19 protein-coding genes are annotated in these 25,738 nt (G+C 54.3%); 8 read left to right on the top strand and 11 right to left on the bottom strand.

The genetic code is table 11. The features are described from left to right. Positions 1–37 precede the first annotated feature (37 nt). From RT657_RS17730 to budA, 6 genes are all read right to left on the bottom strand, one after another. Positions 38–877, bottom strand: coding sequence for an MBL fold metallo-hydrolase (locus RT657_RS17730; protein WP_313656028.1), 840 nt, complete (start codon positions 875–877; stop codon positions 38–40). Positions 878–1,037: 160 nt separating this feature from the next. Continuing rightward, complete coding sequence (locus RT657_RS17735; RefSeq protein WP_313656030.1) at positions 1,038–2,351, bottom strand: CitMHS family transporter; 1,314 nt, start codon at positions 2,349–2,351, stop codon at positions 1,038–1,040. A gap of 335 nt (positions 2,352–2,686) precedes the next feature. After that, entirely contained in the window at positions 2,687–4,138 is a 1,452-nt protein-coding gene (locus RT657_RS17740) for a flagellin (RefSeq protein WP_313656032.1), read from the bottom strand. Positions 4,139–4,330: 192 nt separating this feature from the next. Then, the gene (locus tag RT657_RS17745) at positions 4,331–5,104 is read right to left on the bottom strand and encodes a (S)-acetoin forming diacetyl reductase (RefSeq protein ID WP_313656060.1); all 774 of its coding nucleotides are present in this window, start codon (positions 5,102–5,104) and stop codon (positions 4,331–4,333) included. Between the two features lie 24 nt (positions 5,105–5,128). After that, positions 5,129–6,808: an acetolactate synthase AlsS gene (alsS, locus tag RT657_RS17750; protein WP_313656033.1), complete on the bottom strand. Its 1,680-nt coding sequence runs from the start codon at positions 6,806–6,808 to the stop codon at positions 5,129–5,131. Between the two features lie 14 nt (positions 6,809–6,822). Then, positions 6,823–7,605: an acetolactate decarboxylase gene (budA, locus tag RT657_RS17755; protein ID WP_313656034.1), complete on the bottom strand. Its 783-nt coding sequence runs from the start codon at positions 7,603–7,605 to the stop codon at positions 6,823–6,825. A 104-nt stretch (positions 7,606–7,709) separates the two neighbouring features. On the opposite strand from budA, the gene RT657_RS17760 reads away from it, so the two are divergent. Then, a complete protein-coding gene (locus RT657_RS17760) occupies positions 7,710–8,615 on the top strand; it encodes a LysR family transcriptional regulator (protein WP_313656036.1) in 906 nt (301 codons plus the stop codon). A gap of 71 nt (positions 8,616–8,686) precedes the next feature. Further along, the gene (locus RT657_RS17765; protein WP_313656038.1) at positions 8,687–8,932 is read left to right on the top strand and encodes a hypothetical protein; all 246 of its coding nucleotides are present in this window, start codon (positions 8,687–8,689) and stop codon (positions 8,930–8,932) included. Between the two features lie 29 nt (positions 8,933–8,961). Here the strand turns inward: RT657_RS17765 and RT657_RS17770 are convergent, their stop codons facing one another. The 4 genes from RT657_RS17770 to RT657_RS17785 all read right to left on the bottom strand — a co-directional run bounded on the left by RT657_RS17770 (position 8,962) and on the right by RT657_RS17785 (position 15,088). Further along, complete coding sequence (locus RT657_RS17770; RefSeq protein WP_313656040.1) at positions 8,962–12,003, bottom strand: efflux RND transporter permease subunit; 3,042 nt, start codon at positions 12,001–12,003, stop codon at positions 8,962–8,964. Then, positions 12,000–13,133, bottom strand: coding sequence for an efflux RND transporter periplasmic adaptor subunit (locus RT657_RS17775; RefSeq protein ID WP_313656042.1), 1,134 nt, complete (start codon positions 13,131–13,133; stop codon positions 12,000–12,002). The genes RT657_RS17770 and RT657_RS17775 overlap by 4 nt, the downstream gene beginning before the upstream one ends. A gap of 93 nt (positions 13,134–13,226) precedes the next feature. Further along, positions 13,227–14,396, bottom strand: coding sequence for an ATP-binding protein (locus RT657_RS17780; RefSeq protein ID WP_313656043.1), 1,170 nt, complete (start codon positions 14,394–14,396; stop codon positions 13,227–13,229). After that, the gene (locus RT657_RS17785) at positions 14,393–15,088 is read right to left on the bottom strand and encodes a response regulator (protein WP_313656044.1); all 696 of its coding nucleotides are present in this window, start codon (positions 15,086–15,088) and stop codon (positions 14,393–14,395) included. The genes RT657_RS17780 and RT657_RS17785 overlap by 4 nt, the downstream gene beginning before the upstream one ends. Positions 15,089–15,217: 129 nt before the next feature. Between RT657_RS17785 and RT657_RS17790 the strand changes: the two genes are divergently transcribed. Then, on the top strand, positions 15,218–16,006 hold the full coding sequence (locus RT657_RS17790) for a MipA/OmpV family protein (RefSeq protein WP_313656045.1): 789 nt from the start codon (positions 15,218–15,220) through the stop codon (positions 16,004–16,006). Positions 16,007–16,397: 391 nt separating this feature from the next. Here the strand turns inward: RT657_RS17790 and RT657_RS17795 are convergent, their stop codons facing one another. Beyond that, the gene (locus RT657_RS17795) at positions 16,398–17,282 is read right to left on the bottom strand and encodes an ROK family protein (RefSeq protein ID WP_313656046.1); all 885 of its coding nucleotides are present in this window, start codon (positions 17,280–17,282) and stop codon (positions 16,398–16,400) included. Between the two features lie 457 nt (positions 17,283–17,739). On the opposite strand from RT657_RS17795, the gene RT657_RS17800 reads away from it, so the two are divergent. From RT657_RS17800 to RT657_RS17820, 5 genes are all read left to right on the top strand, one after another. Further along, the gene (locus tag RT657_RS17800; RefSeq protein WP_313656047.1) at positions 17,740–18,570 is read left to right on the top strand and encodes a winged helix-turn-helix domain-containing protein; all 831 of its coding nucleotides are present in this window, start codon (positions 17,740–17,742) and stop codon (positions 18,568–18,570) included. After that, entirely contained in the window at positions 18,567–19,058 is a 492-nt protein-coding gene (locus RT657_RS17805) for a FidL-like protein (RefSeq protein WP_313656048.1), read from the top strand. Before RT657_RS17800 ends, RT657_RS17805 begins: the two co-directional genes overlap by 4 nt. Positions 19,059–20,493: 1,435 nt before the next feature. Beyond that, positions 20,494–21,084 (top strand): transcriptional regulator, encoded by a 591-nt coding sequence (locus RT657_RS17810; RefSeq protein ID WP_313656049.1) that lies wholly within the window; start codon positions 20,494–20,496, stop codon positions 21,082–21,084. Between the two features lie 37 nt (positions 21,085–21,121). Further along, positions 21,122–21,745 carry a LuxR C-terminal-related transcriptional regulator gene (locus RT657_RS17815; protein ID WP_313656051.1) on the top strand — a complete coding sequence of 208 codons (624 nt, stop codon included), beginning with the start codon at positions 21,122–21,124 and terminating at the stop codon, positions 21,743–21,745. A 1,124-nt stretch (positions 21,746–22,869) separates the two neighbouring features. Continuing rightward, positions 22,870–25,738 (top strand): S6 family peptidase (locus tag RT657_RS17820; protein ID WP_313656052.1); only part of this gene is annotated, 2,869 nt, incomplete at its 3' end.

A 25,738-nucleotide genomic window follows, 5' to 3' on the forward strand; every position in this document is an offset into this window, starting at 1 on the left:
CACCCTGCTGCCTTATTCAGCAGAGGCGGCTTTCTTATCAGCGCAGCGGTACATGACTCTGCAAGCCATCCAGTTCGCGCGCGTCATGACTGCAGAAAAAGGTAATCTCGCTGCCGTGCTGGCAGGAGAGTTCCCGCAGTCGCTGCTGATTATGCCGTCTGGCCCGGTTATCCATTCCCATCATCCACTGATAAAAGCGCAGCCCCGGCGTGCAGTGCCGTGTCTGCTGCCGCATCTCCCCACGATAAAACCAGGCATCGCCGCCGTGCAGCAGCCAGCCATCGGACTGGCGGATGGCAATACCCGCGTGCCCCGGCGTATGGCCTGCCAGCGGCACCAGCAGAATCTCTGGCGGCAGGTCACGCAGCCGGTTAACGGCCTCAAAACCAAACCAGCGCTCTCCCTGCGGCTGATAAGTCTCCCACTGGCTGATCCCGCCCCATTGTCCGGGACGATAACGTTCACGCGACAGCCAGCTATGCCGCCGATGAGCGGTATCGACCTCCTGCTGTAACAGATGGAGGCGGGCCTGCGGAAAATCAGTCAGTCCGCCGGCATGGTCAAAATCGAGATGGGTCAGAATAATATGCCGCACATCTTCTGCCCGGAATCCCAGTGCCGTGATCTGCGCCAGCGCGGTGAGATCGTCACGTCGCTGAATGTTGTTCAGTGCACGGAAAAAGCCGGACAGGCGGCTGCCGGGCGCATGAATATCCTGCCGCCCGAATCCGGTATCCACCAGTACCAGCCCATCGCGGTCGGTCTCAATCAGCAGGCAGTGGCAGACCAGGTGTGCCTTCAGGCCTTTGCTGAATCCATCATAGAACGCGCCGCCCAGCGGGCACATACAGCCACAGTTAAGATGGTGAATTTTCATCGGGACCCCACAGCGTTAACGGAAAATGACCCGAGGCTGGCACCGTCCGGCACGCAGATCTCAGTCTGGCTATAGAGTGTAGAAAGGGTTGAAACAGTAGGCGGAGCGGTGAAGCGGATAACCGGGCAAAATTGCCGGTTATCCGCCATAAAACCGACGATTAACGGTGGAACAGTGGGAAAGCACCGGTGATCAGGCCTCCCGCCATCAGAACCAGACTGACCAGAATCCCCCATTTGATGGCAAAGCGCTGGTGGTCACCAATATCGACCTTCGCCAGGCCCACCAGCAGGTAAACGGAGGGCACCAGCGGGCTCAGCAGGTGGAACGGCTGGCCGACGATGGAGGCGCGGGCAATCTCTTCTGCGGTAATGCCATAGCTGGCCGCCGTCTGTGCGATAACCGGCAGAATGCCGAAGTAAAAGGCGTCATTCGACATAAAGAAGGTGAACGGCAGGCTGATCAGTGCGGTGAAGAGCGCAAGGTAAGGCCCGAAGCTGTGCGGGATCACCGCCAGCAGACTCTTCGCCATGGCATCGACCATGCCGGTACCGGAGAGGATCCCGGTGAAAATGCCGGCGGCAAAAATCAGCGACGTCACCGCCAGCACGTTTCCGGCGTGCGCACTGATGCGGGCTTTCTGCTCCTCCAGCGTCGGATAGTTGAGCATGACCGCAACCGCAAACGCCAGCATGAACAGGATCTGAATCGGCATTAAGCCAATGACCAGCAGCACCAGCAGCACGGTGGTCAGAATGAAGTTCGGCCAGAACATCTTTGGACGCCGGTTAGCAGCGCACTCTTCGGCATCGCCCAGGCCCAGCTCAATGTTATCCAGGTGATGTTCTTTTATGCTCATCACGCCTAAACGCTTGCGCTCACGCAGGCCAAACAGCACCGCCATCGCCACCAGGCTGACGCACGCCAGCAGCATGGCGGGCAGCATCGGAATAAAAATGTCGAGGGCGTCAATGCGCAGCGCCGCAGCGGCGCGGGCCGTCGGTCCGCCCCAGGGGGAAAGGTTCATGATGCCGCTGGCGAGGTTCACCAGGCAGGTCATCATCAGCACGTTCATACCCAGCCGGTGATAGAGCGGCAGGAAAGCGGCGATGGCGATCATATAGGTGGTTGAGCTGTCACCATCCAGCGAAACCAGCAGGGTTAAAACCGCAGTCCCGACCAGCACTTTCAGCGGGTCGCCACGCACCAGACGCAGAATAAAGCGCACCAGCGGATCAAATAATCCGGCATCGATCATCAGACCAAAGTAGAGAATGGAGAAGGTCAGCATGACACCGGTAGGGGCCAGTTTTCTGACGCCATCCAGCATCATGGCTCCCAGGCCCGCGTGAAAACCGCCTATCAGCGCAAAGAGGGTGGGGATCAGGATCAGCGCAATCAGGGCGGACATGCGCCTGGTCATGATCAGATACATAAAGCAGACCACCATGGAAAAACCCAGTACCGTCAGCAAAATTACACTCCTCACAATGGTGTAAAAGTTATAGAAAAGTTATTGTAAAGCAGAGAAAGTCAGGTAAATACTTAGCCTGTTAACGATTAAGCTATTGTTTTAATTAGACCTGACCAGAGAGATGATATTAAGGTGTTATCCTTTTTTATCATTTATTTAACAAAGAAAGGTGATCGTCGTCATTCTTAAACGGTTCTTAAACGAAATTGTGTGATCGGGATCAAAAGGAATGACAGCGTTATCCGGCCTTCAGGGCCAGAACAGCATGGGATCAGAAGAGGTAACGCGGGGCGGGAAGAAAAGGCTTAGACGGAATGCTGAGCCCTTTCAGAAGGTTAGCTGCCTAACAGTTGAATAATCATCTCCGGCGTTTTATTGGCCATTTTGCTGACAGCCGTCTGACCCTGCTGAATGATCTGACTGCGCGCCAGCTGGCTCGCTTCTTCAGCATAATCGGCATCCTGGATACGGCTGCGGGCTGTGGCGGTATCCACGCCCTGCTGCGCTAACACGTTACGGTTCGACTCGTAGCGGTTGATTTTGGCACCATACAGGGACTGGTATCCGCTGACCTTCGCCAGCGCGCCATCCAGCGCCTTCATCGTGACAGTGATATCACCACTGGTCAGCAGCGTGGTGTTGTTCAGCCCCAGCGCTTTGGTGTCTGAGGGGGTTGCAGGAATGCTATCTGACTGCACCGGCTGACCGTAATCGGCGCTGGTGATCACCTCCAGTGGGCGGCTCTCATGGGGCGGAGTGGCCGGCACGCCTTTGGGCTCAGGCAGATTTCCCCAGGTCAGATTGGCGGTAAAGGAGCCGTTGCCGACAACAACCACAATCAGATCTTCAGTGACGGTATCCAGCGAAATGCGCTCCAGCCGGGTACCGGTGTTGGTGCCGTTATTAAAATCGCCGCTGGCGACATCTTCATAGCGATCGCCGTCACCACTGTAGGTGATGTTCATGCCGTTGTAGCTGCCACTGTTACTGCCGGCCAGCGCCCAGCTTGCTCCCCCTTCCAGCAGCTGCGTGCTGTCATAGGTCGCGCCAGGGGCGAAACCATTGTTGCTGGTCAGCAGGCGGGCGTCTGCTGTTGCCGCATCGTTGATGCCCTTGCTGGTCCAGGTGTAGTCGGGTGCTGTGCCGTCCAGCGGTGTCCCGGCCAGATGCTTCCCGTCGCGGGTAAACAGCTGAAGGTCATCATCCTGTCCCAGGGAGTCGATGGTGATAGCAATCCCCGTCGATCCTGCCGGAATATAGGCCAGCGGGATAACACCGGAGGTAAACGAGTAGTTTTTGCCCGCTACCGGAAATTTTGTGTTTATCGGATCGACGTTGCCCAGCTTCGCGGGAGGCAGATCGGGATCGTTGGTCGCCAGCGGGTAGCGGCCAAAAATTTCGGTCTGATCGGCGATGTCGTTGATGCCGGCCAGAATCTGCTGATACTGGTCGTTAACGCTCTGCCGATCGGCGTCGGAGAGTGTGCCGTTCGCGGCCTGAACGGAGAGCGCGCGCGCCTGAACCAGCATGTTGACGATGCTGCTCAGGCCGCCATCGGCGGTCTGAGCATAGCTGATTGCGTCATTAAGGCCCCGCGCCACCACCGCATCGGCATTGACGTTGGCCGCCATGCGGTTGGCAATCGCCTGACCCGCCGCGTCATCTTTCGCACTGTTAATCCGCATCCCTGATGATAAGCGTTCAATCGTTCGTCCCAGAATCGACTCTGTGCTGTACCGCGCACTGCTCACTTTAGCGGCGGCGTCATTATGATTAATTGTTAACATGGTCGCTTCAGTCAGGGAGAGGAGTCTCTGTTTTATCGGCAGGGTGATAAGCGGCTTTAATCGCTGTGGCGGCAGAATGCGTAGAAAAAGGGCAACATGCTGATGATCAACCGTTTTTAAGATAAAAGAAATTAACGGTTTACCTGAGCGGAAACGTGCCTGCTGCACCTGCGCGCAACAGGCGATGCGTCCTCAGTTAAACACCATACCGCCATCGATTAGCAGTGACTGACCGGTCATATAATCGGCGTCGGGACTGGCAAGATAGGCCACGCAGGCGGCGACATCCTCCGGCTCAGAGAGGCGGCCCAGCGTAATGCGTTTCGCAAATGCTTCAGTGCCATAACCGGCCGGTTTCCCGGCCGCTTCGGAGATCTGCCGGTCTATCTCTTCCCACATCGGCGTTCTGACAATGCCCGGACAGAAGGCATTGACCGTGATACCGGCCGGGGCCAGATCGCGTGCGGCGGTCTGGGTCAGGCCGCGTACCGCAAACTTACTGGAACTGTACACCGCCAGCTCCGGGTTGCCGACGTGACCCGCCTGAGAACAGGCGTTGATGATTTTGCCGCCGTGTCCCTCTGCGGCGAAGGCCTGAATCGCGGCCTGCATGCCCCAGATCACCCCTTTGACATTGACGTTGTAGACCCTGTCGACCACCGCTTCGGTGATCTCCGTAATGGGCGTGGAGGGGGCGATACCGGCGTTGTTGACGATGACATCAAACCCGCCTAACGTGCGACGCGCCTCTTCGACGGCGGCCACGACCTGATCACGCTGCGAGACATCCACCTTCAGCGCGATCGCTTTGCCGCCCTGCTGGTTGATCTTCTCCGCCACCTGACGTGCGGTTTCCGCGTTGAAATCGGCTACCGCCACGGCCAGGCCATCTTTTGCCAGACGCAGGGCGATCGCTTCGCCAATCCCCTGGCCTGCGCCAGTCACCAGTGCCACTCTGTTTTTCATCATCCATTCCTTATTAACGTGAGATTAAAGAAGCTGGCTCAGATGCAGCTGACCCATCAGGAGCGGGTTGTCGGCGTAATCGACCGGCACGGCCACGACCGCTGGGCCCTGAACATCCATCGCCTGACGCAGCATCGGCTCCAGCTCGGCAGCATGGGTTACTGCAAAGCCCGCCGCACCAAAGGCTTCTGCGTAGGCTTTGAAATCGACCGGGCCAAAGTTGACGCCTGAGACGCGCTGATACTTTTTATCTTCCTGCATCGCCACCATGTTGTAGGCGTTATCCACCCAGACGATATGCAGAATATTGGCTTTCAGCCGCACGGCCGTTTCCAGCTCCATGCTGGACTGCAGGAAGCCGCCGTCGCCGGACACGGATACCACCTTGCGCTGCGGATCGACCAGCCAGGCCCCAATCGCCCATGGCAGTGCCACGCCCATGGTCTGCTGACCGTTGGAGATCATGATCTGACGGGCGCGGAAGCTGTAGAGATAGCGGGCGATCCAGATGTGAAAGCTGCCCATATCGACCGTCAGGCTGACGTCGCTGTTGATGATGTCCTGCATGGCGCGCACGATGCGCAGCGGATGCAGGGCAAACTGGTTGAGGCTGGCTCCCTGCATCGCCAGTAATTTACGCTGCTGCTGTCGATCTTCCAGAATAGCGGCCGCTTCTGAGGTCAGCTGCAGCGGGGTAGTGATGCGTGCCGCCAATTTGCGCACCGTGGCGGCGATGTCGCCCACCAGTTCGGCATCCGGCAGGTAGCGGTTATCGGTCTCTGCCGGAATGACGTCGATATGGATCAGGGTGGCGCTGCCGCTGTTCCACATCGCTGGTTCATATTCTACCGGGCTGTAGCCGATAGTGATGATCAGGTCAGCCTGTTGCAGCAGCCGATCGCCCGCCTGATTGTTGAACAGGCCGACGCGCCCGGCAAAACGTGAGAAATGCGCCTGTCTGATCGCCCCTGCCGCCTGATAGGTGCTGGTCACCGGAATATGGCTGCGGGTCAGCAGATCATGGATCGCCTCGCTGTTTTCCGGCTGGCTCGCCATCAGACCCAGCAGGATAACCGGATTTTTCGCTGCGGCAATCGCCCGGCTGACCGCGTCGATCATGGTATCAGGCGCGGCGCCCAGCACCGGCCTGCCTTTGCTGCTCAGCGCCTTGCCGGTCACCGGCTGGTCGACAATATCCTGCGGCAGGCTGATAAAGGCACCGCCACCCCGGCCATGTTCAGCGTGACGAAACGCGTTCGACAGACACTCAGAGAGCGCCGAGGGATCGGTGACCTCAACGGCATATTTGGTGACCGGGCGAAACATCGCCACCGTGTCCATGCTCTGATGCACCTGTTTGGCACTGTCGGAGCGTCGGACCTGGCCGCCGAGTGCGACCACCGGGTCTCCTTCGCTTGTGGCGGTCGCCATACCGGTGATCAGGTTTGAGCAGCCCGGCCCGGAGGTGACCAGCGCCACGCCCGCGTTGCCGGTGAGACGACCTGTTGCAGCGGCCATAAATGCGGCGTTGGCTTCATGGCGAACCGGGATGGTCTGGATAGACGAGTCGAGCAGCGAGTCAAAAACCTTATCGATTTTTGCGCCGGGAATGCCAAAGACATGCTGAACGCCCTGCGCTTCCAGCTGTGCGACCACCAGGTCAGCGCCGCAGGTCCAGAGTGTGGTATCGGTTGGCGTCTTCATTATTATTCCTCTGTTTAGCTTTCGACCGCACGAATCGCGGCGTCAAGGTTGGCGGGGTTGAGGTCGGCATTCAGAAAGTCGCTGTCCTGCGGTAAATCCACGACCAGCTTGCTGATGGCACCAAAGGTGAGGGTGCCCCGTTCCAGCGCGTAGTCGAGAATGTGCCCCCCTCCCTGGCGATCGTCGGTAATGAAATGTTCGTGATAGCCCGCAACGTTGATCCCCTGCATATACTGCGGCGTGCGGAATCCAATCAGCTCGCCCGTGCGCTGGCGAAAAGCAAAGGTGGGCTGGTCGTCCAGGACTTCCGGCATTGAGCGATAGGGACGGCACTGGCACGGCACGGTGCGGGTGTCGACGTGGCTGAAATGACCACTGATGCGCAGCGCGCAGAACTGATTATCAGAGGTGATCTCACGGTCGATGACCTGATGAATTGCCTCACGCGACAGCGGCCGGTCAAACTCATAGCGATGCTGCGGTCTGAAAAAGGTCATGACCGCAAACGGGGTTTTCTGTGCCGGGTCGGCCGGATGGGCGCTGCCATCGGCATGCAGCTGATAGACCTTGCTGTCGAACGCAATCATCTCGCCATCCAGCCTGTTAAACGTGCCCAGACCGAAGTCACCTTTACGCAACAGGTCAGCAATTCTGACGTTGCCGTCATAAACGCCGCTCAGCAGCGCACTCATCAGAGAGGTCTGATAGATAACGCTTTCTGGTACATCCCGAGAGAGTTTCAGGACGGTATGTCTCAGTTGATCCTCGCAGGAACAATCAGTTACATAATTGCTCATTTGATGCCTCATCGAATAACCGTTAAGCCGTGTTAACCTAATGGTGAACCGATTCCGCTGGCGGATCCAATAGTGAAACCTGTTAACTTTGAGACGTTTTTAATATGGAACTGCGCCATCTGCGTTATTTTGTTGCCGTTGCTGAAACGCATCATTTCACCCGCGCTGCAGAGAAGCTGGGAATTTCGCAGCCGCCCCTGAGTCAGCAGATCTTGCGACTGGAGCAGGAGATTGGTACGCCGCTGTTAAAGCGGCTGACGCGCGGAGTGGAGCTGACGGAAGCGGGAGAGGCCTTTCTGGCGGATGCGCTGCAGATTGTGCAGCTTGCCGACCAGGCGCTGGAGAACGCACGCGGCATTGCCCGCGGGATCAGCGGCCAGTTGTCGCTGGGGTTTGCCAGCTCGGTGGCCTTTAATCCGCGCATTTTTACCCTGATCCGCCAGTTTACGGCGCGTTATCCGTCGATGATGCTGCTGACGCGGGAAGAGAACATGGCGCTGCTGATGCAGGATCTGCAGGAGGGGCTGCTGGATGCTGCCTTTATCCGGCTGCCGTGCGAAAGCAGCAAAGCCTTTAATCTGCGCATCATCTCCACCGAAAAAATGCTGATTGCCCTGCCGCGCAGCCATCCTCTCAGCGGCACGCCTGTGCTGGCGCTCTCCGCACTGGCGAACGAAACCCTGATCATCTTTCCGCGCGACGTCTCACCCAGCCTCTATGAGCTGATCGTCACGGCCTGTCTGCGGGCCGGATTTTCCCGCCACACCTTTCAGCAGGCGCCGCAGATCACCACTTCTCTGGGGATGGTCGCAGCGGGCTGTGGCATCGCGCTGGTTCCGGCGTCGATGCGCTGCGTCGACAATCCTGAGGTTTGCTTCAGCGACATTGAAAACAATACGCTGTTTACGGATGTCGCCTTTGCCTGGCGTCGTCATCATCCGTCGAAAGCGGTCCTGCATCTGCTGGCGTTGCTGGCGGAATTGCCTGCCTCACCGGGCTGCGCGGGTTGATAAGCGGCAGCTATCATACTGAAAATAATAACCAGCTGGCGGCAGGGTGCCGGAATGCCAATAATCGGTGCATGACAACATATCGCGTAAGAGTCGGGTTTCATAACCCGTCAGCCCTGACGTTCAGGCAGCTGGACGAAATTCTCGAACCACAGCGATTCTGGCGAACAGACGCTGCCGGCGGACGTTTCCGCTATTTCATGGAGTATGAGTACCAGTCTGACGTGCGTGACCTCTGTTCAGTCTGCTCGCTGGCCTACAGTCAGGCCTGCAAAGTCAGAAAGTGCCCACTGATTCTGGTTGAGGTGATAAACTGACCGCCCCCGGCGATCCCGCCGGAAGCGGTTTACCGCGCCCTGCGCTGCAACAGCAGGCTTAACGCCGCGGGCAGCACCGTGAGCGTGGCCAGCGTTGCGCTGATGAGCCCGCCAATAATCGCCAGCGCCATCGGCCCCCAGAACACCTGATGGGCAATCGGGATCATGCCGAGGATTGCCGCACAGGCGGTCAGCACAATAGGACGCGCACGGTGATGCGCGGCCTCTTTGACCGCTTCACTGGCGGGCAGCCCGGCCCGAAGGTTGGCATCCACTTCACCGATCATGATCACCGCGTTACGGATGATCATGCCTGCCAGCGCGATAATGCCCAGCAGCGCCACAAATCCCAGCGGTGTGCCTGCTGGCAGCATCGCCAGAACAATGCCGGGCAGGCCAAACGGGGCCATGCTCAGCGCCAGCAGCATGCGGGAAAATCGCTGCAGCTGGATCATCAGCAGGAGCAACATGGCGCAGAGCGTGATCGGCAGTAGCGCAAACACGGAACCGTTGCCTTTGTCCGACTCCGCTACCGCACCTCCCTCTTCAATGTGGTATCCGGCGGGCAGCGCGGCGCGCAGTGTGCCAATGGCTGGCGCAAGCTGTTGTGAAACCTGTTCCGCTCGCTGGCCGGGCGCGATATCCGTCTGCACGGTGATAGTGGCCAGCCGCTGACGCCGCCAGATGACCGGATCATCCACGCCCCAGTTCAGGGTCGCCACCTGCCGCAGCGGGATTTTTTTTCCGCTGGTATTGGTGATCATTAATCCCGCCAATGTGTCGGTGTCCTGCCGCTCTGCATCATTACTGCGCAGCACCACATCGATCAGCCGGTTGTGATCGCGTAGGGTGGTCACCACGCTGCCGGACAGGAGGGTATTCAGCGCCTGGGCTATCGTGTCGGAGGAGAGGCCGGCGGCGCGTGCGGCGGTCTGATTGACCGCCAGCGTCATAACCCGCTCCGGCTCGCCCGCGGTAAGATTGACGTCGCGGGTCAGCGGAGAGCGGGCGAGTCGCGCCGCCAGCTGGCTGGCAGCCTGCCGCACCCGGGCATTGTCCGGGCCGGTGACGCGATATTTCAGCGGCCAGCCTACTGGCGGGCCCAGCTCCAGCGGCGAGACGCGGGTGGTGATATCACTGAACTCCGCCGCCAGCTTCTGTTCCAGCCGGCTGCGCAGCCGATCGCGCGCGGGCAGATCCTTCGCCACCACCACCAGCTGCGCGATGTTTTCATTGTCAGGCAGCACATCCATCGGCAGGTAGAAGCGTATCGCGCCCGACCCCACGTAACTGGTGAAGGTAGTGACATCCCGCTCGCCCCCCAATATCTTTTCCAGCCGGGCAGTGCGGCGGGTGGTTTCCGCCTGGGTCGCGCTGGCAGGCAGCGTCAGGCTGACCAGCAGCTCCGGCCGATCGGAAGCAGGGAAAAATTCACCCTGCATAAAGCGGGTAGCGTAAAGGCTGACCAGCAGCGTCACCAGGGCCACGCCAATCGTCATCCGCCGGTGGCGCAGGATCCGCGCCAGCATACGATGATAATTGCGCATCAGCCAGCCAGGCGGGTGGGCTTTGATGGTCTTTGCGGACAGCAGCCAGCAGCCGGTCAGCGGAGAGAAGATCACCGCGACGATCCAGGAGCAGAGCAGTGCCAGGGTGATGACCACAAACAGTGAGTAGCAGTACTCGCCCGCGCTGGAGGCGGCGAATCCGACCGGAATAAAACCGGCGATCATCACCAGCGTACCCGTCAGCATCGGAAAGGCGGTGGTTTTAAAAGCCCGGGTCGCGGCCTGCCATCGACTGTCACCCGCTTCCAGCCGCGCCACCATCGTTTCAACGGTGATCATGGCATCATCCACCAGTAGCCCCAGCGCGATAATCAGTGCGCCCAGCGAGATCCGCTGCAGGCCGATGCCAGCCAGTAACATGCCGGTAAAGGTCATCGCCAGCACCAGCGGAATAGCTGCGGCCACCACCAGCCCGGCACGCAGACCCAGCGAGACAAATGAGACGGCCAGGACGATGACCACCGCCTCGCCCAGTATCCGGACAAACCCGCTGACCGCACGCATTACTACAGCAGACTGATCGGCTACGCGGGTCACGGTAATGCCGTGCGGCAGCTGATCGGTCAGGGTCTGCATGCGCTGACTCAGCTGCTTACCGAAATGGAGCATGTTGCCGCTGGCGGACATGGCGATCGCCAGCCCGATAGCGGGTTCGCCGTTAACCCGGAACGTCGGCGTCGGGGGATCGGCCGGTTCCAGGCTGAGGGTGGCGAGATCGGTGAGCGGTATAAAGCGGTCGCCTATATGCAGCGTTATCGCCTGCAGGCTCTTCAGCGAGGTCAGCGTGCCGCTGACCCGCAGTGCGATATTCTCGCGATCGGTGCGCAGGCTGCCCGCCGGAACAACGTCGTTCTGCGCTTTGATGGCGTCGCTGACCTGCTGTAAATCCAGCCCCATCCCATTGATCCTGCGCGGAGAAAAGGCGATAACGACCTGCTGCTCCTGTACGCCCAGCAGACGGGTTTTGCCGATGTCGGGCAGGCTGGCAAGGCTCCGGCGCAGCGCATCGACCTGGTCGCGTAACTCTCTGGCGCTGAATCCCTCTGCCGTGAAGCCGTAAATCGTGCCGAAGGTATCATCAAATTCGTCATTAACCGCCGGACCCACGACGCCCTGCGGCAGCAGGGGGGTGACATCCTGCATCTTTTTGCGCAACTGATACCAGATGTCCGCCACCTGCGAGGGCGGGGTGTCATCACGCAGGTTGACGTAGATGAGCGTCCGTCCGGCGCGGGTTTCGCTCTCAACCGCGTCCAGTGAGGGGATCTCCTGCACCTTCTGTTCCAGCACGTCCGTGAGCAGTTGCACGGTGGTATTCACATCCGCGCCGGGCCACTGCGCCGAGATGACGGCCGTTTTGATGGTAAACGCCGGATCTTCATTGCGCGGCAGATGTTCATAACTCAGCACCCCGGCAGCCATGATCAACAGCATGAAAAAGATCACCAGCTGCTGATGGGCCAGCGCCCAGCCAGAGAGATTGACGCCAGCCGGCTTATTCATAACGACGCCTGCATCACGTTTACTTTTTCACCAGGCTGTAGTGTGCTGATACCGGCGGTGACCACGCGCTCACCTGGCCGCAGTCCCGATGCGACAAAGATCTGTCGGGCGCTGAAGCGCGCCAGCACAACAGGCCGGCGTTCCAGGCGTGACGCAGCATCAACCACCAGCAGCGCGGGCTGATCGGCTGAGCGGGTCAGGGCGCTGGCGGGCAGGGCGATCACGGGGGGTTGCGCATCGGGCAGGCTGACGGTGACCGTGGCGCCTGGGGCCATTGCCTCAGGTGGCTGATGCAGCGTGATTCGCAGCCGCCAGGTGCGGGTCTGTGGGTCGGCCTGCGGGCTGATGTCTCTCACCGTTCCGCTGGCCTGAATACCGGGATCGGCGAGCAGCGTTATCTTCAGCGGTGCGCCATTTTCCGGGCGTAACAGGGCAGGCCTGGTCAGGTCAAACACCGCATCGCGCGCATCATTCGCGGCCAGCGTCATCACCGTTTGTCCGGCGCTGGCCACCTGACCGGGCTGAACGGAAACCGATGTGATCCTGCCCGCCGCAGGCGCATTGAGCTGCGTCCAGCTGAGGTTATCCCGGGCATTTTTCAGCGCGGCCTCGCTGCTGATACGGCGCGACTGCGCGCTCTGCCAGTCTGCCCGGGCGCTGTCCAGCTGGCTGCGGGCGATGGCCCCGCCGGGCATCAGCAGCGTCATACGGTGCAGATTAAGCGCGGCAACCTGCTCGGCGGCACGGGCGCTGTCCAGGTCGGCCTGCGCACTGCTCAGCTGATTACGCAACTGACTATTTTCCAGGGCTGCCAGCGGCTGGCCAACGCTGACACGATCCCCCAGCTCCACCGTGCGGCTGACCACCCGGCCATCCAGCCGGAACGCCAGCGCAACCTCATCATGAGCGCGGATTTCGCCGGTCAGCTCCTGTGACGCATCGGTGCTGAATGGTGGTGCGATCACGGTCCTGACGGTCCGGATCGGCGCAGCGGTAGGCGGCGGATTATTGTCCCGGCAGCCAGCCAGAATGAATACGCCGGGCAGGAGAAACACCATGGGCGTAACGCTATGAACGGTGAAGAGATGACGCCACAGCAGACGGGCAGCATCAGATAAGAAGTCTGTCATAACCGGGTTCCTTTAATGCGTTGTGCTCATTGAACCCGGCTTGTGTCCAGAAACGTTCCATGAACCATCAAGAAATGGTCAAGTCAGAACAATTTATTCCGCTGGCAGCGTGATCCCAATCAGTAATCCGCCGTCAGCGGGCAGCGTGGCCTCAAGTGACCCGCCGTGCGCCTCGACAATTGCTTTGGCGATCGACAACCCCAGGCCACTGCCGCCGGAGTGACGGGCGCGGGAGGAGTCGGCGCGGGTAAAGCGGTCAAACAGCTGAGGCAGAAATGCCGGTTCCACACCCTGACCGTAATCCCGGAAGGTCAGAACGATTACCCGATCGCGCGTGCTGGCCGTGATCTGCAATGCGCCACCTTCCGCCGCGTAGCGCAGCACATTTTCAGTGAGGATGGTGATCACCTGACCCAGGCGGAAGGCGTCACCGTAGAGCAGCAGATCCTCCGGCGAGGTTACGTGGATGTTCACGCCCGCCTGTTCCGCCTGCGGCAGCAGCCAGCCGATGCGCTCGCGCAGCAGCTCGCCGGGATTAATCCATTCGCGGTTCAGGGTCAGCTGCCCCGCATCCGCCAGTGAGAGGAGATGCAGTTCGTCAGTCAGGCGGCTGAGCTGTGTCAGCTGCTTCATGATCATCGCCAGCTGCTGCGGCTCGGCCGGAAAAACGCCATCCAGAATGCCCTGCAGACGGCCGATCGCCGCCGTCAGGGGCGATCGGAGTTCATGGGCCATCGCGACATGCGAGGTGCGCAGCTCGCGCTCGTATCGGGCCAGCTGCTGCGTCATCTGGTTAAAGTCTTCCGTAAAGCGCACCAGCTCCTGCGGGGCCTCTTTTACCACCGCGGCTGTCCGGCCAAATTCGCCTTTCGATACGGCCCGCGCCGCACCTGCCAGCTGGCTGAACTGCGCCGACAGCGGTCGGGCAAACCGCAGCGCCATAAGCACCATAAACGGAATGGCGACCATGACCAGCACCAGCACGGTCAGCCAGTCAGAGGAGGCCAGCGAGGGATCGGAAAAGGTAATTCCCCACCAGCGATCGACAATCTGGTGAAAGCGCGCCGGATCGCTGGCGGGATCGAGACGCAGACGGGTGAACTCCTCTGCGACCGCCGCTGGCATCCGCTGATACACCCAGAAGGCTTGCACCGCAAAGCGCAGCCACATGCAGAGGGCGATCAGGATTACGCTGCCGATGGCCAGAAACAGCACCCGCAGGCAGATCCAGCGCCACAGCGACGTATAGGTATCGCGCTTCATGGCTGTCTGAACCGGTAGCCGACGCTGCGTACCGCCGGTAAAACGTCTGAGATGCCTGCCGCTTCCAGCTTGCGGCGCAGGTTATAGACATGCGTATCGACCACCCGCTCCAGCGCATCGCTCTCCGGCAGGCACTGTTCCAGCAGGAACAGGCGGGTAAAAGGTCGCGTCGGGGCCCGCATCAGGGTGACCAGCAGGGAAAATTCGGTGGGCGTCAGATCCAGACGGCGCGGCGCGGCGCTGCCGCGGTCGACCACGGCAGTGAGTGCCTCGGGGTCAACCACCAGATCGGCCCAGCGCAGAGTCTCGCTGACCGGTGCGTGACTCTGGCTGCGGCGCAGCACGGCCTGCACGCGCGCCACCACTTCGCCCGGATGATAGGGTTTGACCACATAGTCATCTGCGCCATAGCGCAGGGCACCGATGCGATCCGGCGTATCGCTCATCGCCGTTACCATTATTACTGGCGTGTCATCGCGACGTCGCAGCGCAGCCAGTACTTCGGTACCGTTCATGCCTGGCAGCATGATATCCAGCAGGATCAAATCAGGCTGCCAGCGTCTGGCTATCTCCAGCCCGCCAGGACCGTCACCGGCAATTGTGACCTCATAATTTTCACGTTTCAGGTAAGCCTCAAGCACGCCTGCGGCATCGGCGTCATCTTCAATAATCAATACACGTTTTGACTGCATTTCCGGAGCACCTTGACTGTTTCTTCATAAATCCCTGGCCGTTCATTGACACTCGCCACGCATACTCCAGGCGATGATGCGGCACTGGATCCCTCAGCTCCGCCCCTGATGTGATAATGAGGAGAGGTGATGATAACCGGAAAAATAACGCTTCACATGGTCTGTTTTTCGCTGGGCTGGTTTACGGCTGATGCGGTCGCGGATGCTTCAGCGACGCCGCCCCCGAGCGTGACGCTGGGCATCGCCGCCATCAATGCACCGCGCTACAGCGGTGCAGATAAACAGCACTGGCAGCTGCTGCCGCTGGTCCAGGCACGCGATGGCGCACTTTTTTTCGACTCGCAGAAGGGCGTGGGTTATGACCTGCAGACGGATAATGGCTTCTATCTGGAACATACGCTGGGCTACGGGCTGGGGCGTTCGGACCGGAATTCCTCCTGGCGCGACGGTGACGATCGGCTCAGAGGCATGGGGAAGATCGATCCGACGCTGAACACGTCACTGGCGCTGGGATGGTCAGTCACGCCGTGGCTGGTGCTGGAGGAGAAAGCGACACTGCCGCTGAGTGACAGCCAGGGCGTACAGTACCGGACATCAGTCACGCTGATTCCCTGGCAGACCAGCAGCGACACCGTGGCCCTGCAGGTCGCGGCATTGTCAGGTGATGGACGCTATATGAACACCTGGTATGGCGTGAGCAGTCAGCAAAGCGCGCAGAGCGGCTTTAAACGTTATGGCGCGGCGGGCGGATTTTATGGCACTGACAGCAGTCTGACATGGAGCCATCAGTTTACGTCTGCGTGGGCTGCCAGCGTTATCGCTGATTACACCTGGCTGGATAAACATGCTGCGGATAGCCCTGTCGTTGCCCGGCGCAACAACGTATCCGCGACGCTGGCACTGAGCTACACGTTCTGATCGGTTTCCTGACATTACCAGGGCACACTGCTGTCAGGCTGCTTCTGCCGGTTCAGTGCCAAAGAGGCGTTGGGGCAGATAAACTATTGTTTAAGACCAGCGAGTCAGCGGGCCAGGGCGCTTTCGTTCGCGAAATGGCACCGCGGGTACTACAACACGGTGATGCATGTCTGACTGTTGTACGGCAGAAAGACGCCGATATCGGGTTTGAAATAGGCACCGAAAAAGGGTGCGCGAGGGTGAACGCCAAGCCACTCTGAAACTGCACGTGCGATGTGAAAGAATGGCCTTGAGCATGGGTCCTTTATGGCGATGACCCGCCCGGTTCGGGCTGGCAGAGCGCCAGCCCGAACCGGGCGGGTCATCCCGATATCGGCATTCCAGCCATGAGTCAGCCCTGGGGGGACGGCCGGCGCTGCAGAAAATTCCAGGTGGCGCCCAGCATGCCGGAGTCATTGCCATACGTTGCAGCATCAATATGGATATCGAGATCATATTTTGCCAGCTGCTCACCCAGCTCCGCCATAAATGACTCGCGGGCGGTAATTCCTCCGCCGATAAAAATCATCTGCGGATCAAAAACGCTGAACAGGTTATATAAACAGGCTGCAAGGTCCTGATAGAACTGAGTGACGATTTTCTGCGCAGCATCTTCGTTTTGATCGTATGCGTCGAAAACGTCTTTGCCGCTAACGTCATCAATGGGCACTCCTCGCAACTCACTGTAATTTCTGCGCAGGGCTGTCATGGTGCAGCTCTGGCTCATCGTATGACGTTCAATGTCGCTGCTGGTGGGACGTGACGTGAGCAGACAGCCAAACTCACCTGCCCGATTACGGCCTCCCCGGATCAGCGCGCCGTTGCAGAAAGCTGCCCCACCAAGTCCGGTGCCGATCGTCAGCATCAGAAAATCGTTCAGCTTTCTGGCTTTTCCCAGCCACTGCTCGGCCAGTAAAGCACAGTGCGCATCGTTTTCCACGGTGACAGGCAATGACGTTTTCTCTGACAGCCACTGGCTCAGGTGAAAATGGTCAAAGTCCCGAATCGTGCCGCCCATGGCGATATATCCGACGTCGGCGTCGATATAACCGGGTGTACTGACAGCAATTCCCGTACAGCCAGGATTCTTTTCCAGCCATGTCAGGATTTCTTCAAGTATCCCGTCGCGCAGGCTATGTGAGATATCACTACTGTCGCTGACAAGGATATTTCCCTGATCGTCAACGACGCCCATTTTTAATGAGGTCCCGCCAATATCGAAAGCTGCAATTTTCATTGATGTCCCCGGAGGTGATTTTCTCCCGAATAAGTGTAGTGCTGGTGAGGATCGTCAGGCTGCGCTGCACAGGCTATTTTTGTCAGGAAAGATGCAGATTAGTAGAGATTCTTCTCTGCTTAATCTGTCTCCAGCAGGACGACAGCCATCCGTCCCGGCATCAGTTCATTAACCGGGCAGGACAGGATGCGTTGCGCGCGACACTGTCAGAGTGTTGAAAAAAACTTCTCTGTACGCATCGGCATCCCTGAGTCCGGACGGCACGTCAGTTTCTGACAGAGAAAAAAACGTTATCCGGCGGGAATAGCGTCACAACTGTCGGTACTGAATCAAATAAATAATCCAGAATGCTGAACACCTGGTTCTGACACTGGCAGATCAGAATTGTCTCCCAGGTGCTTCTTTATATAAGCTGAATTATACTGTCGCAAATGAGCAAAAATTCAGTGAATTCTTAATGATTTACATTATCGATGATCAGATTGCCTACAATTCTGATGACTGCACGCTCAGTCATATTCCTACTCAGGAAACACTGAGTCTGAGCATCTCATCCGGCAGATTGTTTGAGCAGCTACTGAATTCACAGGGGGACATACTGTCTCGAGATGTTCTGCTGACCGAGGTGTGGGATAAGTATGGTCTGCGTGGCTCGAACAGTAATCTGAATCAATATCTGAGCGTTCTTCGCCGGGCACTTGCGGCTTACGGTTGTGAAAACCTTATCGTCACCATTCCAAAAATAGGTATTCGCCTGAATACCGAAATCAGCATTAAGCGGCACTCCTCATCTCCGCAGGAGCCTGCAGAAGTGCCGGATGATGAAAGACCGGTAGAGGTCATCGTTGAAGAAAATAAAAATTCAAAGCTGCCTGCACCTGATGTCAGTAATAAAGTAACCAAAAGAACGGCCTTAACGGCAGGGCCGGCTGCCATCTTATTTATCATGCTGGCCGTGACTGGAGCGATTTTCTGGTATTTCAATACGCAGTATACTGCTGACGAAACCTCGCCCTTGAGCACTATCAAGCTGGCAGGAGGATGTGAGGCCGTAATCCTGCAGGGGATAGATATATTTGAGAAAAAGTCTCTGAGTAAACAGATCCTTGAAATGCTCAAAGAAAATAATCTGTCCTGTGTTTCAGGAAGGCGTTTGTACTTCGACAAAAACCCCTCAATTGATACAGATAATTATGGCAGAACCATTCTTTCCGCATGTAATCTGGATAGTCAAAATCATATTATTTCCTGCGACAACTTTTACTATCTGGACTGGAGGATGTATTGAAGCGTAATGTCAGCCTTATAATAATTGCAATCCTTACCACGCTAGCGGGAGTCGTGGCCAGTGTGCATGATAAAAAACAGGATAACGAGTACTCGTTTCGTTGTTCTGCATTCAGCCGTTACGATCTCAGCCGTCGCGAAGGAAAACCCCTCTACTTTTATGTCTCTCAGGATTTGCGATTTATTAACCAGGATTCGGGTTACTTACTGATTAACGGACAGGCAACAACGGGCGAAGATGTTACAGTCGTAAACCGGCGTATTGCATTAATTCATGGCAGAAAAATAGATAGTAAAACGTATGGTTACAAAATCAGTGATGTTATCACGTCGTCAGATGATACGACGCCTGATGATATTTTTAATCTGCTTCTGGCAGAGCTTACGCTCGATCCCCAGTCGTTACAGATAGGTGTTTCTGAAATTGAAGAAAATATCTTTCTTATAAGAGGGCCGTTATCGTATCTATTCATCTGCAAACGATACTGATGGTTTTTTTATCCGAACCCAGCTTTACTATTGGCGGCCTCGGTTCGTCCGTGTGGCTAGCGGAACTATTTTCTCATCTGGCCGATGAGCCAAAAGACAACCTTTCATATCTCCTTCACTAGAGCCGCGCCTATTATTTAAGGGCGCGGCTTTGATCTGTCTGACTCCTGCTTTTTCTGAGCATAATTCAACCTTTCTTAAATCAGTCTCTCTGTTCCCTGCGGCGGGTTTCATTTGTTGCAGAAGGCGTTAAGGTGTTACGCGCACCGTTGAAATTGATTATGTGGATCATCTGGCGATGACATGCGGCTGACAGTAAATGCGCGCCCTCTCTCAACGATTGAATACGATAGGATAATGCTATCCTCACTCTGCTCCTCTTTATCTTAACATGGCCTGTGGCTATCCGGTTTTCGCCACTGACGAAAAATGCTATGGGCTATGACAGTCAGAACAGCATGGCTAAGTGCTTTTTTATTTTTTTCGTGCTGATGAGTTCTGCTTTTTTTAAAGATACCGTACAGGGAAAAGCAAACACGAAATATTTATAGTACCTCTTACTCAGGAACCTCTGTTCGTCAGTTGTCATACTACAGTTCAGAGCAGCCCTGTCATTCTCGCTCATTAGTAATCTTTATTATGCTACACGCTGTCGCCTCTGCTGGCATCGATAAGAACGCCGCATGTTCATTAAATAGCAGCATCACTGCGGCTATGGGCTGACTAAAGCATCATCTTTTAACGCAGAATATTGAAAATGTGATTAGCAAATCGCGAAAGCTTTATTGTTAAAGTCATTCCTGAAAAAGACTGTCAGTGAAAGATAAATCTCCACATCAGGGGTTTGTGCTAAGTTTTATTTAAATGGCGATATATAAAACTAAATATCTACCAAGTTTCAACTTAAGTGTCCAGTATGGGTTCGCTGTGGTTTAATTCATCTCACATTTTACTGCTCTCGGTTATTACCTGCGTTCAAAGGGGATTAACAATGATTCCAAAATGATTTTGATTTTTTATGCATAAAAAATTTTTATTGTTTGTGTTTGGCATGAAGGTTCTTTACTTAGCATATTTATAACATTGGATATCAAATGAACACGATAGATTGCTTATATAGGAAAAAAGTTATAACACCATTAGTTAGTTATCACATGCTGGGTTGATATACTGATTATATTGGATTTGTGAGGTGTAATATCTGGTTGTAGGGTCATAAGCTGGCTTAGTTGCCTTTCTTTTTGCATGTTTATGGTGTTGAATTTTAATGTGACGGTTTTATTATAGCAAAACCTATGTCATATTAATTTTGCTCACACTCTGGAGGGAGCAAAACTCTGCAGTACACCAGGCGAAAGAAGAGACTAAAACAAACAGATTTTACTAATTTTATAACTAATACTAATTTTGTATTGGTCAGATTGAGTCGATTATTATGTACAGAGTAATAGAAAATCATGAGCGAGTTATCAGTGCATTAGCAGAACATGCACAAATTGCAGATCCCGATGAGATTTCACGCGGTAAACGTCGTTATCATCTCACTAAAGATAATGTCAGGCGTGTCATGTTCATTCTTGATGGCGACTTTTTACTTAAAATAAAAGGTGAAAATAAGGTTCTGAACATCTTATCGGCTCCTTTTGTAGTGGGTGTCACCCCTGCATTAGATGAACAACCCGTGTATCTTGAGAGAATTGATTACGGTAAGGTGAGCTTTATCGAGTATGATCTTTTCTGGCGGCTAATTTTTGAAAAAGATATTTTCAATGATGCCATGTCAATCCTGTCAGGGCAGTACTCAGATCTCATGAACTACATTCAGCTCTCAAAGAAAAACTCTCATGATGAAGTCATTTCTTTGATCGAACGATGGAAAAAACTACCGCCACATTTAAAAAAGCGCTTTTCTGCTTTGTATCTTATCGAACATAGCTCTCATCTCTCCAAAAGCTCGATTTGCAGAGTGCTAAAAGAGCTTAAAGAGAAAGGTGAACTGGTGCTGATTAACGGTAAGTTTACCTGATTATTTAATTTTATTTTTGATATGCCTAAGGGAAAAAATGGACTTTAATGTTGTTTGCACAGATGATAATTATTTCTTCAGACTAGGCATTTCAAAAGTAATTGAAGAGGTACTCCTGTCTGAAACCCGGGTGATTTTTTTACCAGGTTTCGACAGCGAGTACCTTAAACAGGCCGATTTCATTCTGGTCAATAATTCGCAATGGCGTCTCTATATGTGTCAGCCTGCTTATCGCGATCGAAAGCCGGGTAGTATCATCATTGTATTTACTGAGGAACCAGGGGATATCATCAGAACACACCTTCCCGTGTGCTATCGTTCGTTAATTGTCATTTCACGTCATGACTCAATCAGGATGGTTTCTGAAAAGATCCTGCGGGCGTGGCTGGCCTTTCATGATCGGGCCAGGGGATTTGTGTCGTCTGACTGCGAGCATTGCGAATATGTCAGAATTACAGTAGTCCAGTTGCAGGTCCTGAGCTTTTTGAAAAAGGGTTATGATGTGACTCAGGCAGCAAAACGCCTCAATATATCAACTAAGACAATATATGCGCATAAGTACAATGTGATGAAAAAGTTTGGGTTGCGGGGTGATAGAGAGTTCAACGCATTTATCAATGATCTCTCTTTAATTGAGCTTTATAAAGGCATGATAACTTAAGGCGCTGGTGTATCAAAAACCGCTGTCAGCAAGCCATTAGCTTATTCGGATTAAAAATATTTTTTGTTAGTAAAACGCCAGAGGTTAATATGATGAAAAAAAATCGTCAGAAACGTAACTATTCACTTGTTCCGTTCAATATTGTGACTGCAGTGATACTGGGTGTGGTTTTTTTACTGTTCGCCTATCTCTATGTTAATTATTTTTCTTCTGAGACTATGGCCTATACCTCTGGAGAGGCCTGGCATGATATTTACCCTGATGTCCATTCCTGAACTGGCTGGTCAGGTTTCCAGGACTGTCAGGACTGTCAGGACTGCAGCGAAACCCTGGCCTTACCCACCTCAATTACCGTTCTTACTAAGCGTAAAACCTGAAAGTAGATCATCCTGGCTTGTGAGAGTAAACACATCATTATGTGGCTATCAGAGGGATGTTCAGGTCAGCAGATGAAATTTTTATCAGACATGCGTACGGTTTCCACGTCGTCACACCACGTGCAGTGATGGCACCATACTTCGTAAAATGATACGTGAGCCCAATAGGCCTGACGCACTTTATCATCGCTGTTCAGGCGAAATATTAGGGATAATCGTAAGCGGCTTATGCTGTTCACAATGCATGCACTCACTGTCAGCTTCTTCTGGCGTATGACTCTTAAAAGCGAGCGACGCAATTATTGAGTTTTGTTCCATCAGGGCAGCGGCATTCCGCAAAAAATGTGTTTAATTGAAATGGCACGACTATCCATTGAGTAGAGAAAATGTGTTTCTGGCATGAAAGATCTGACACCGCATTATCAGTCTGCATTCCCTGGACACGATTGCCATTTTAAAACGACACCTTCATAAAGCAAATGATACTTTAATTTTTTTCATTATGTGTTTTTCACATGTTATTAAATATTTTAAGTAGTTTTAAATAAGAACGAATATTAGGTTTTTATTAAATTTTAACATCAAATTTAATTATATTGTTTTTATTTTTTTGTCTTTAAAAACATTGAGTTACTGAGTTATTTTTCGTAATAAAGGCTTATTTGTTGATTTGTGCCAATTTTTTAGTTCGTGCTGATTTTAAGCATGGGTGACCCCAATGGTAGAGTTTAATTAAAGGTTCTTTTAATGATTAAATGCTATGGGGGCAATCCATTGAAATATTTTGGAAGCGCAGCGCTATACTGCACCTTCTTTATCTGCACGGAGTCTTATGCCGGTATCATGCTTAATGATATTGATGTTCAGGAGTATCGTGATTTTGCAGAAAACTTAGGGAACTACCCTGCAGGCAGAATGGGTGCGCCTGTTTATAAAAAGGATGGATCACTTTCCGCCTATCTTGATTTTCCAATGCCGGATTTTGGCGGTGTTGCCTCACTGGGCTATGCAACACTCATTTCACCTTCCTATGTTGCCAGCGTAAAGCATAACTCGGGCTATAAAACGGTAACATTCGGCAATGGTGCGCTCTATGCGAATACCTATAAACTGATTAACCGCAATGAACACAGCAAAGAAGATTTTCATGTGCCTCGCCTTAACAAGGTCGTCACTGATGCTGCACCTTATCCTTATGTGAGCAGAACTGACTATCTGGCAAATTATAAATCGAACTATTCCTGGTATACCCGGCTAGGCGCCGGTACTCAGCAGCAAATTAATGATGATCAGACTGAGCGTGTTACCCTGACAGGAGCTTATGCCTGGAAGAGTGGGGGGACTATTAGCGCAACCAGTGTACGGGCCACCTCTTACTGGGCTTATCTGCGTTATTACAATCTTGGACCCGATGATAGCGGAACCACGCCTCTCTCAATCGGTGATAATAGCGGTGACAGCGGCAGTCCGGTATTTGCATGGGACGATACTGAACAGCAATGGAAACTCGTTGGTGTTCATGTAGGTTATGACGAGGATAAAGGTCTCTACAGACAACGTGCAGCGGTGGGCTATATTCCCGGTGACTTTATCACGTCGGTTCAGTCAGCTAACACCTCACCGGATGTCACTGATGTGGCGGGTAAAGGACCAATTTTTTGGGATGAAAGCGGTATAACGCAAGGTGCGTCCTCATGGTCCTGGGCTGGCCTGGGGAAAAGCTATGCTTCTGTTGCACCGTCAGCTGCCTCTGATAAAGAGCTTGATGCGACAAAGGATCTGCGTTTTAACGGGGCGGGTAATCTAATCACCCTTGATTCATCCATTAACATGGGTGCAGGTAAGCTCCGCTTTTCAAATAACTACACCGTTTCCCCCCTGGCAGATGCGAACGCGACGTGGACCGGAGGCGGTGTTGAGGTTGATGCCAGCAAAGAGGTTGTGTGGCAGGTCAATGGCCTTGCTGGTGATGCCTTGCATAAGATTGGCGCAGGGACATTGCATGTCAATGCCAGGGGGGTAAACCCAGGCGCGCTCAATGCGGGTGAAGGTACGGTGATTCTTGACCAGCGCGCAGATGGCTCTGGTAAAAAGCAGGCTTTTTCTTCGGTCACTTTAGTCAGCGGCCGCCCTACCGTTGTTCTCAATGATGAAAACCAGGTCTCCACGGACCAGATATTTTTCGGTTACCGCGGCGGAAAACTTGATTTAAATGGCAACACACTTGATTTCAAAAAAATACACCACACCGACAGTGGCGCCCGTCTGATCAATAGCAGCCAGAATGCATCAACGCTGAATATCAATGGTTTTCAGCCAAAAGATATCCCGATTAATAAACTTATCTCTGACAATCGAAACGGGACGCCAGGATCGATCTATATTTACAAAAAAAATAACAATCCTGCCGAATATTTCCAGCTCAAAAAAAGCCGTTATGTCTATTTTCCTCGCTCTAAAACGTCAACATCGGATTGGACATACCTGGGTACGGATCTGAACAAGGCCATCAATTACCGCCTGTCCCAGCTTGATACCAATGTGTTTCGTGGTTTTCTGGGCGAAACACGAGAAGATGCATTCAATGGTGTAATGAATGTCAATATCCGGAATCCACTAACATCAGCAATCACAGCCCTGACCGGCGGCATGAATCTTAATGGCGATTTGAGTGTGTCTGACGGCACCACCGTTCTTTCAGGTCAGCCCGTCGCCCATGCCGGAGGGGTTGTGATTGATGACGACTGGAACACCTCATTATTTAAAGCCCGCCAGATAAACGTAGGCAGTGGCGCGCATTTTCAGGTGGGGGAATATGCTGGCGTTAAAGCAGATATGGTGGCGGCGGATTCGGCCATACTCTCTTTCGGCTATAACGATAGCCAGCAGGCAGCGGAAAAAAGCTGGCGTTGTTATGCTGCAATCAATTCTGATAACGTTTCGTGCTCGCAACCCGTGCGAAGCACTGAAGCATTAGCGGTGCTGCCGGCCAGTGAAGTCGAGGGTAATATTCAGCTGGCTAACCATGCCTCACTCTATCTTGGAAAAGTAAATTATCAGGGCGCTGTCACGTCTGCAGGCAACAGCGTAATGACGCTGGGTTCAAATGCAAACTGGACCATGACGGACCACAGTAATATCACTTCTGTGATGGCCCAGCGTGGTTCGCGGCTGTCAATGGTACCCGATGGCAGCTGGCATGCTAAAACCCTGAATGTCGATACGCTGAATGCGACCGGAATGAATCTGCTGTTAGGCGTTAAACCTTCAACACGGGAAAGCGATAAGCTGATTATCAGAGAGTCAGCAAGTGGCGGAGATAACCGGCTGGATGTGAGCCTGCTCCTGAACAAGAAAGAGCCGGTTTCGCTGACCCAGGATCTGGTGATGGTGGATGCACCAATCGGGACATCCAGCAGCTACTTTACGTTTGCCAGCAGCTACAGCGGTTTCAGCGTTTATACACCGGACTATCAGGTAAAGAAAAATAACGACCGCGTGCAATGGGTGCTGAAAAGTAATCACTCCTCAGCATCCCTGCCAGCAACGGATGCGACCGTATCTGAACCGGCCTCTGTTCCGGAGGAGACTTCAGCGTCTGAACCGGCCTCTGTTC

It is taken from the genome of Pantoea sp., from assembly GCF_032114055.1.
In the GTDB taxonomy this organism is placed as follows: Bacteria; Pseudomonadota; Gammaproteobacteria; order Enterobacterales; family Enterobacteriaceae; genus Pantoea.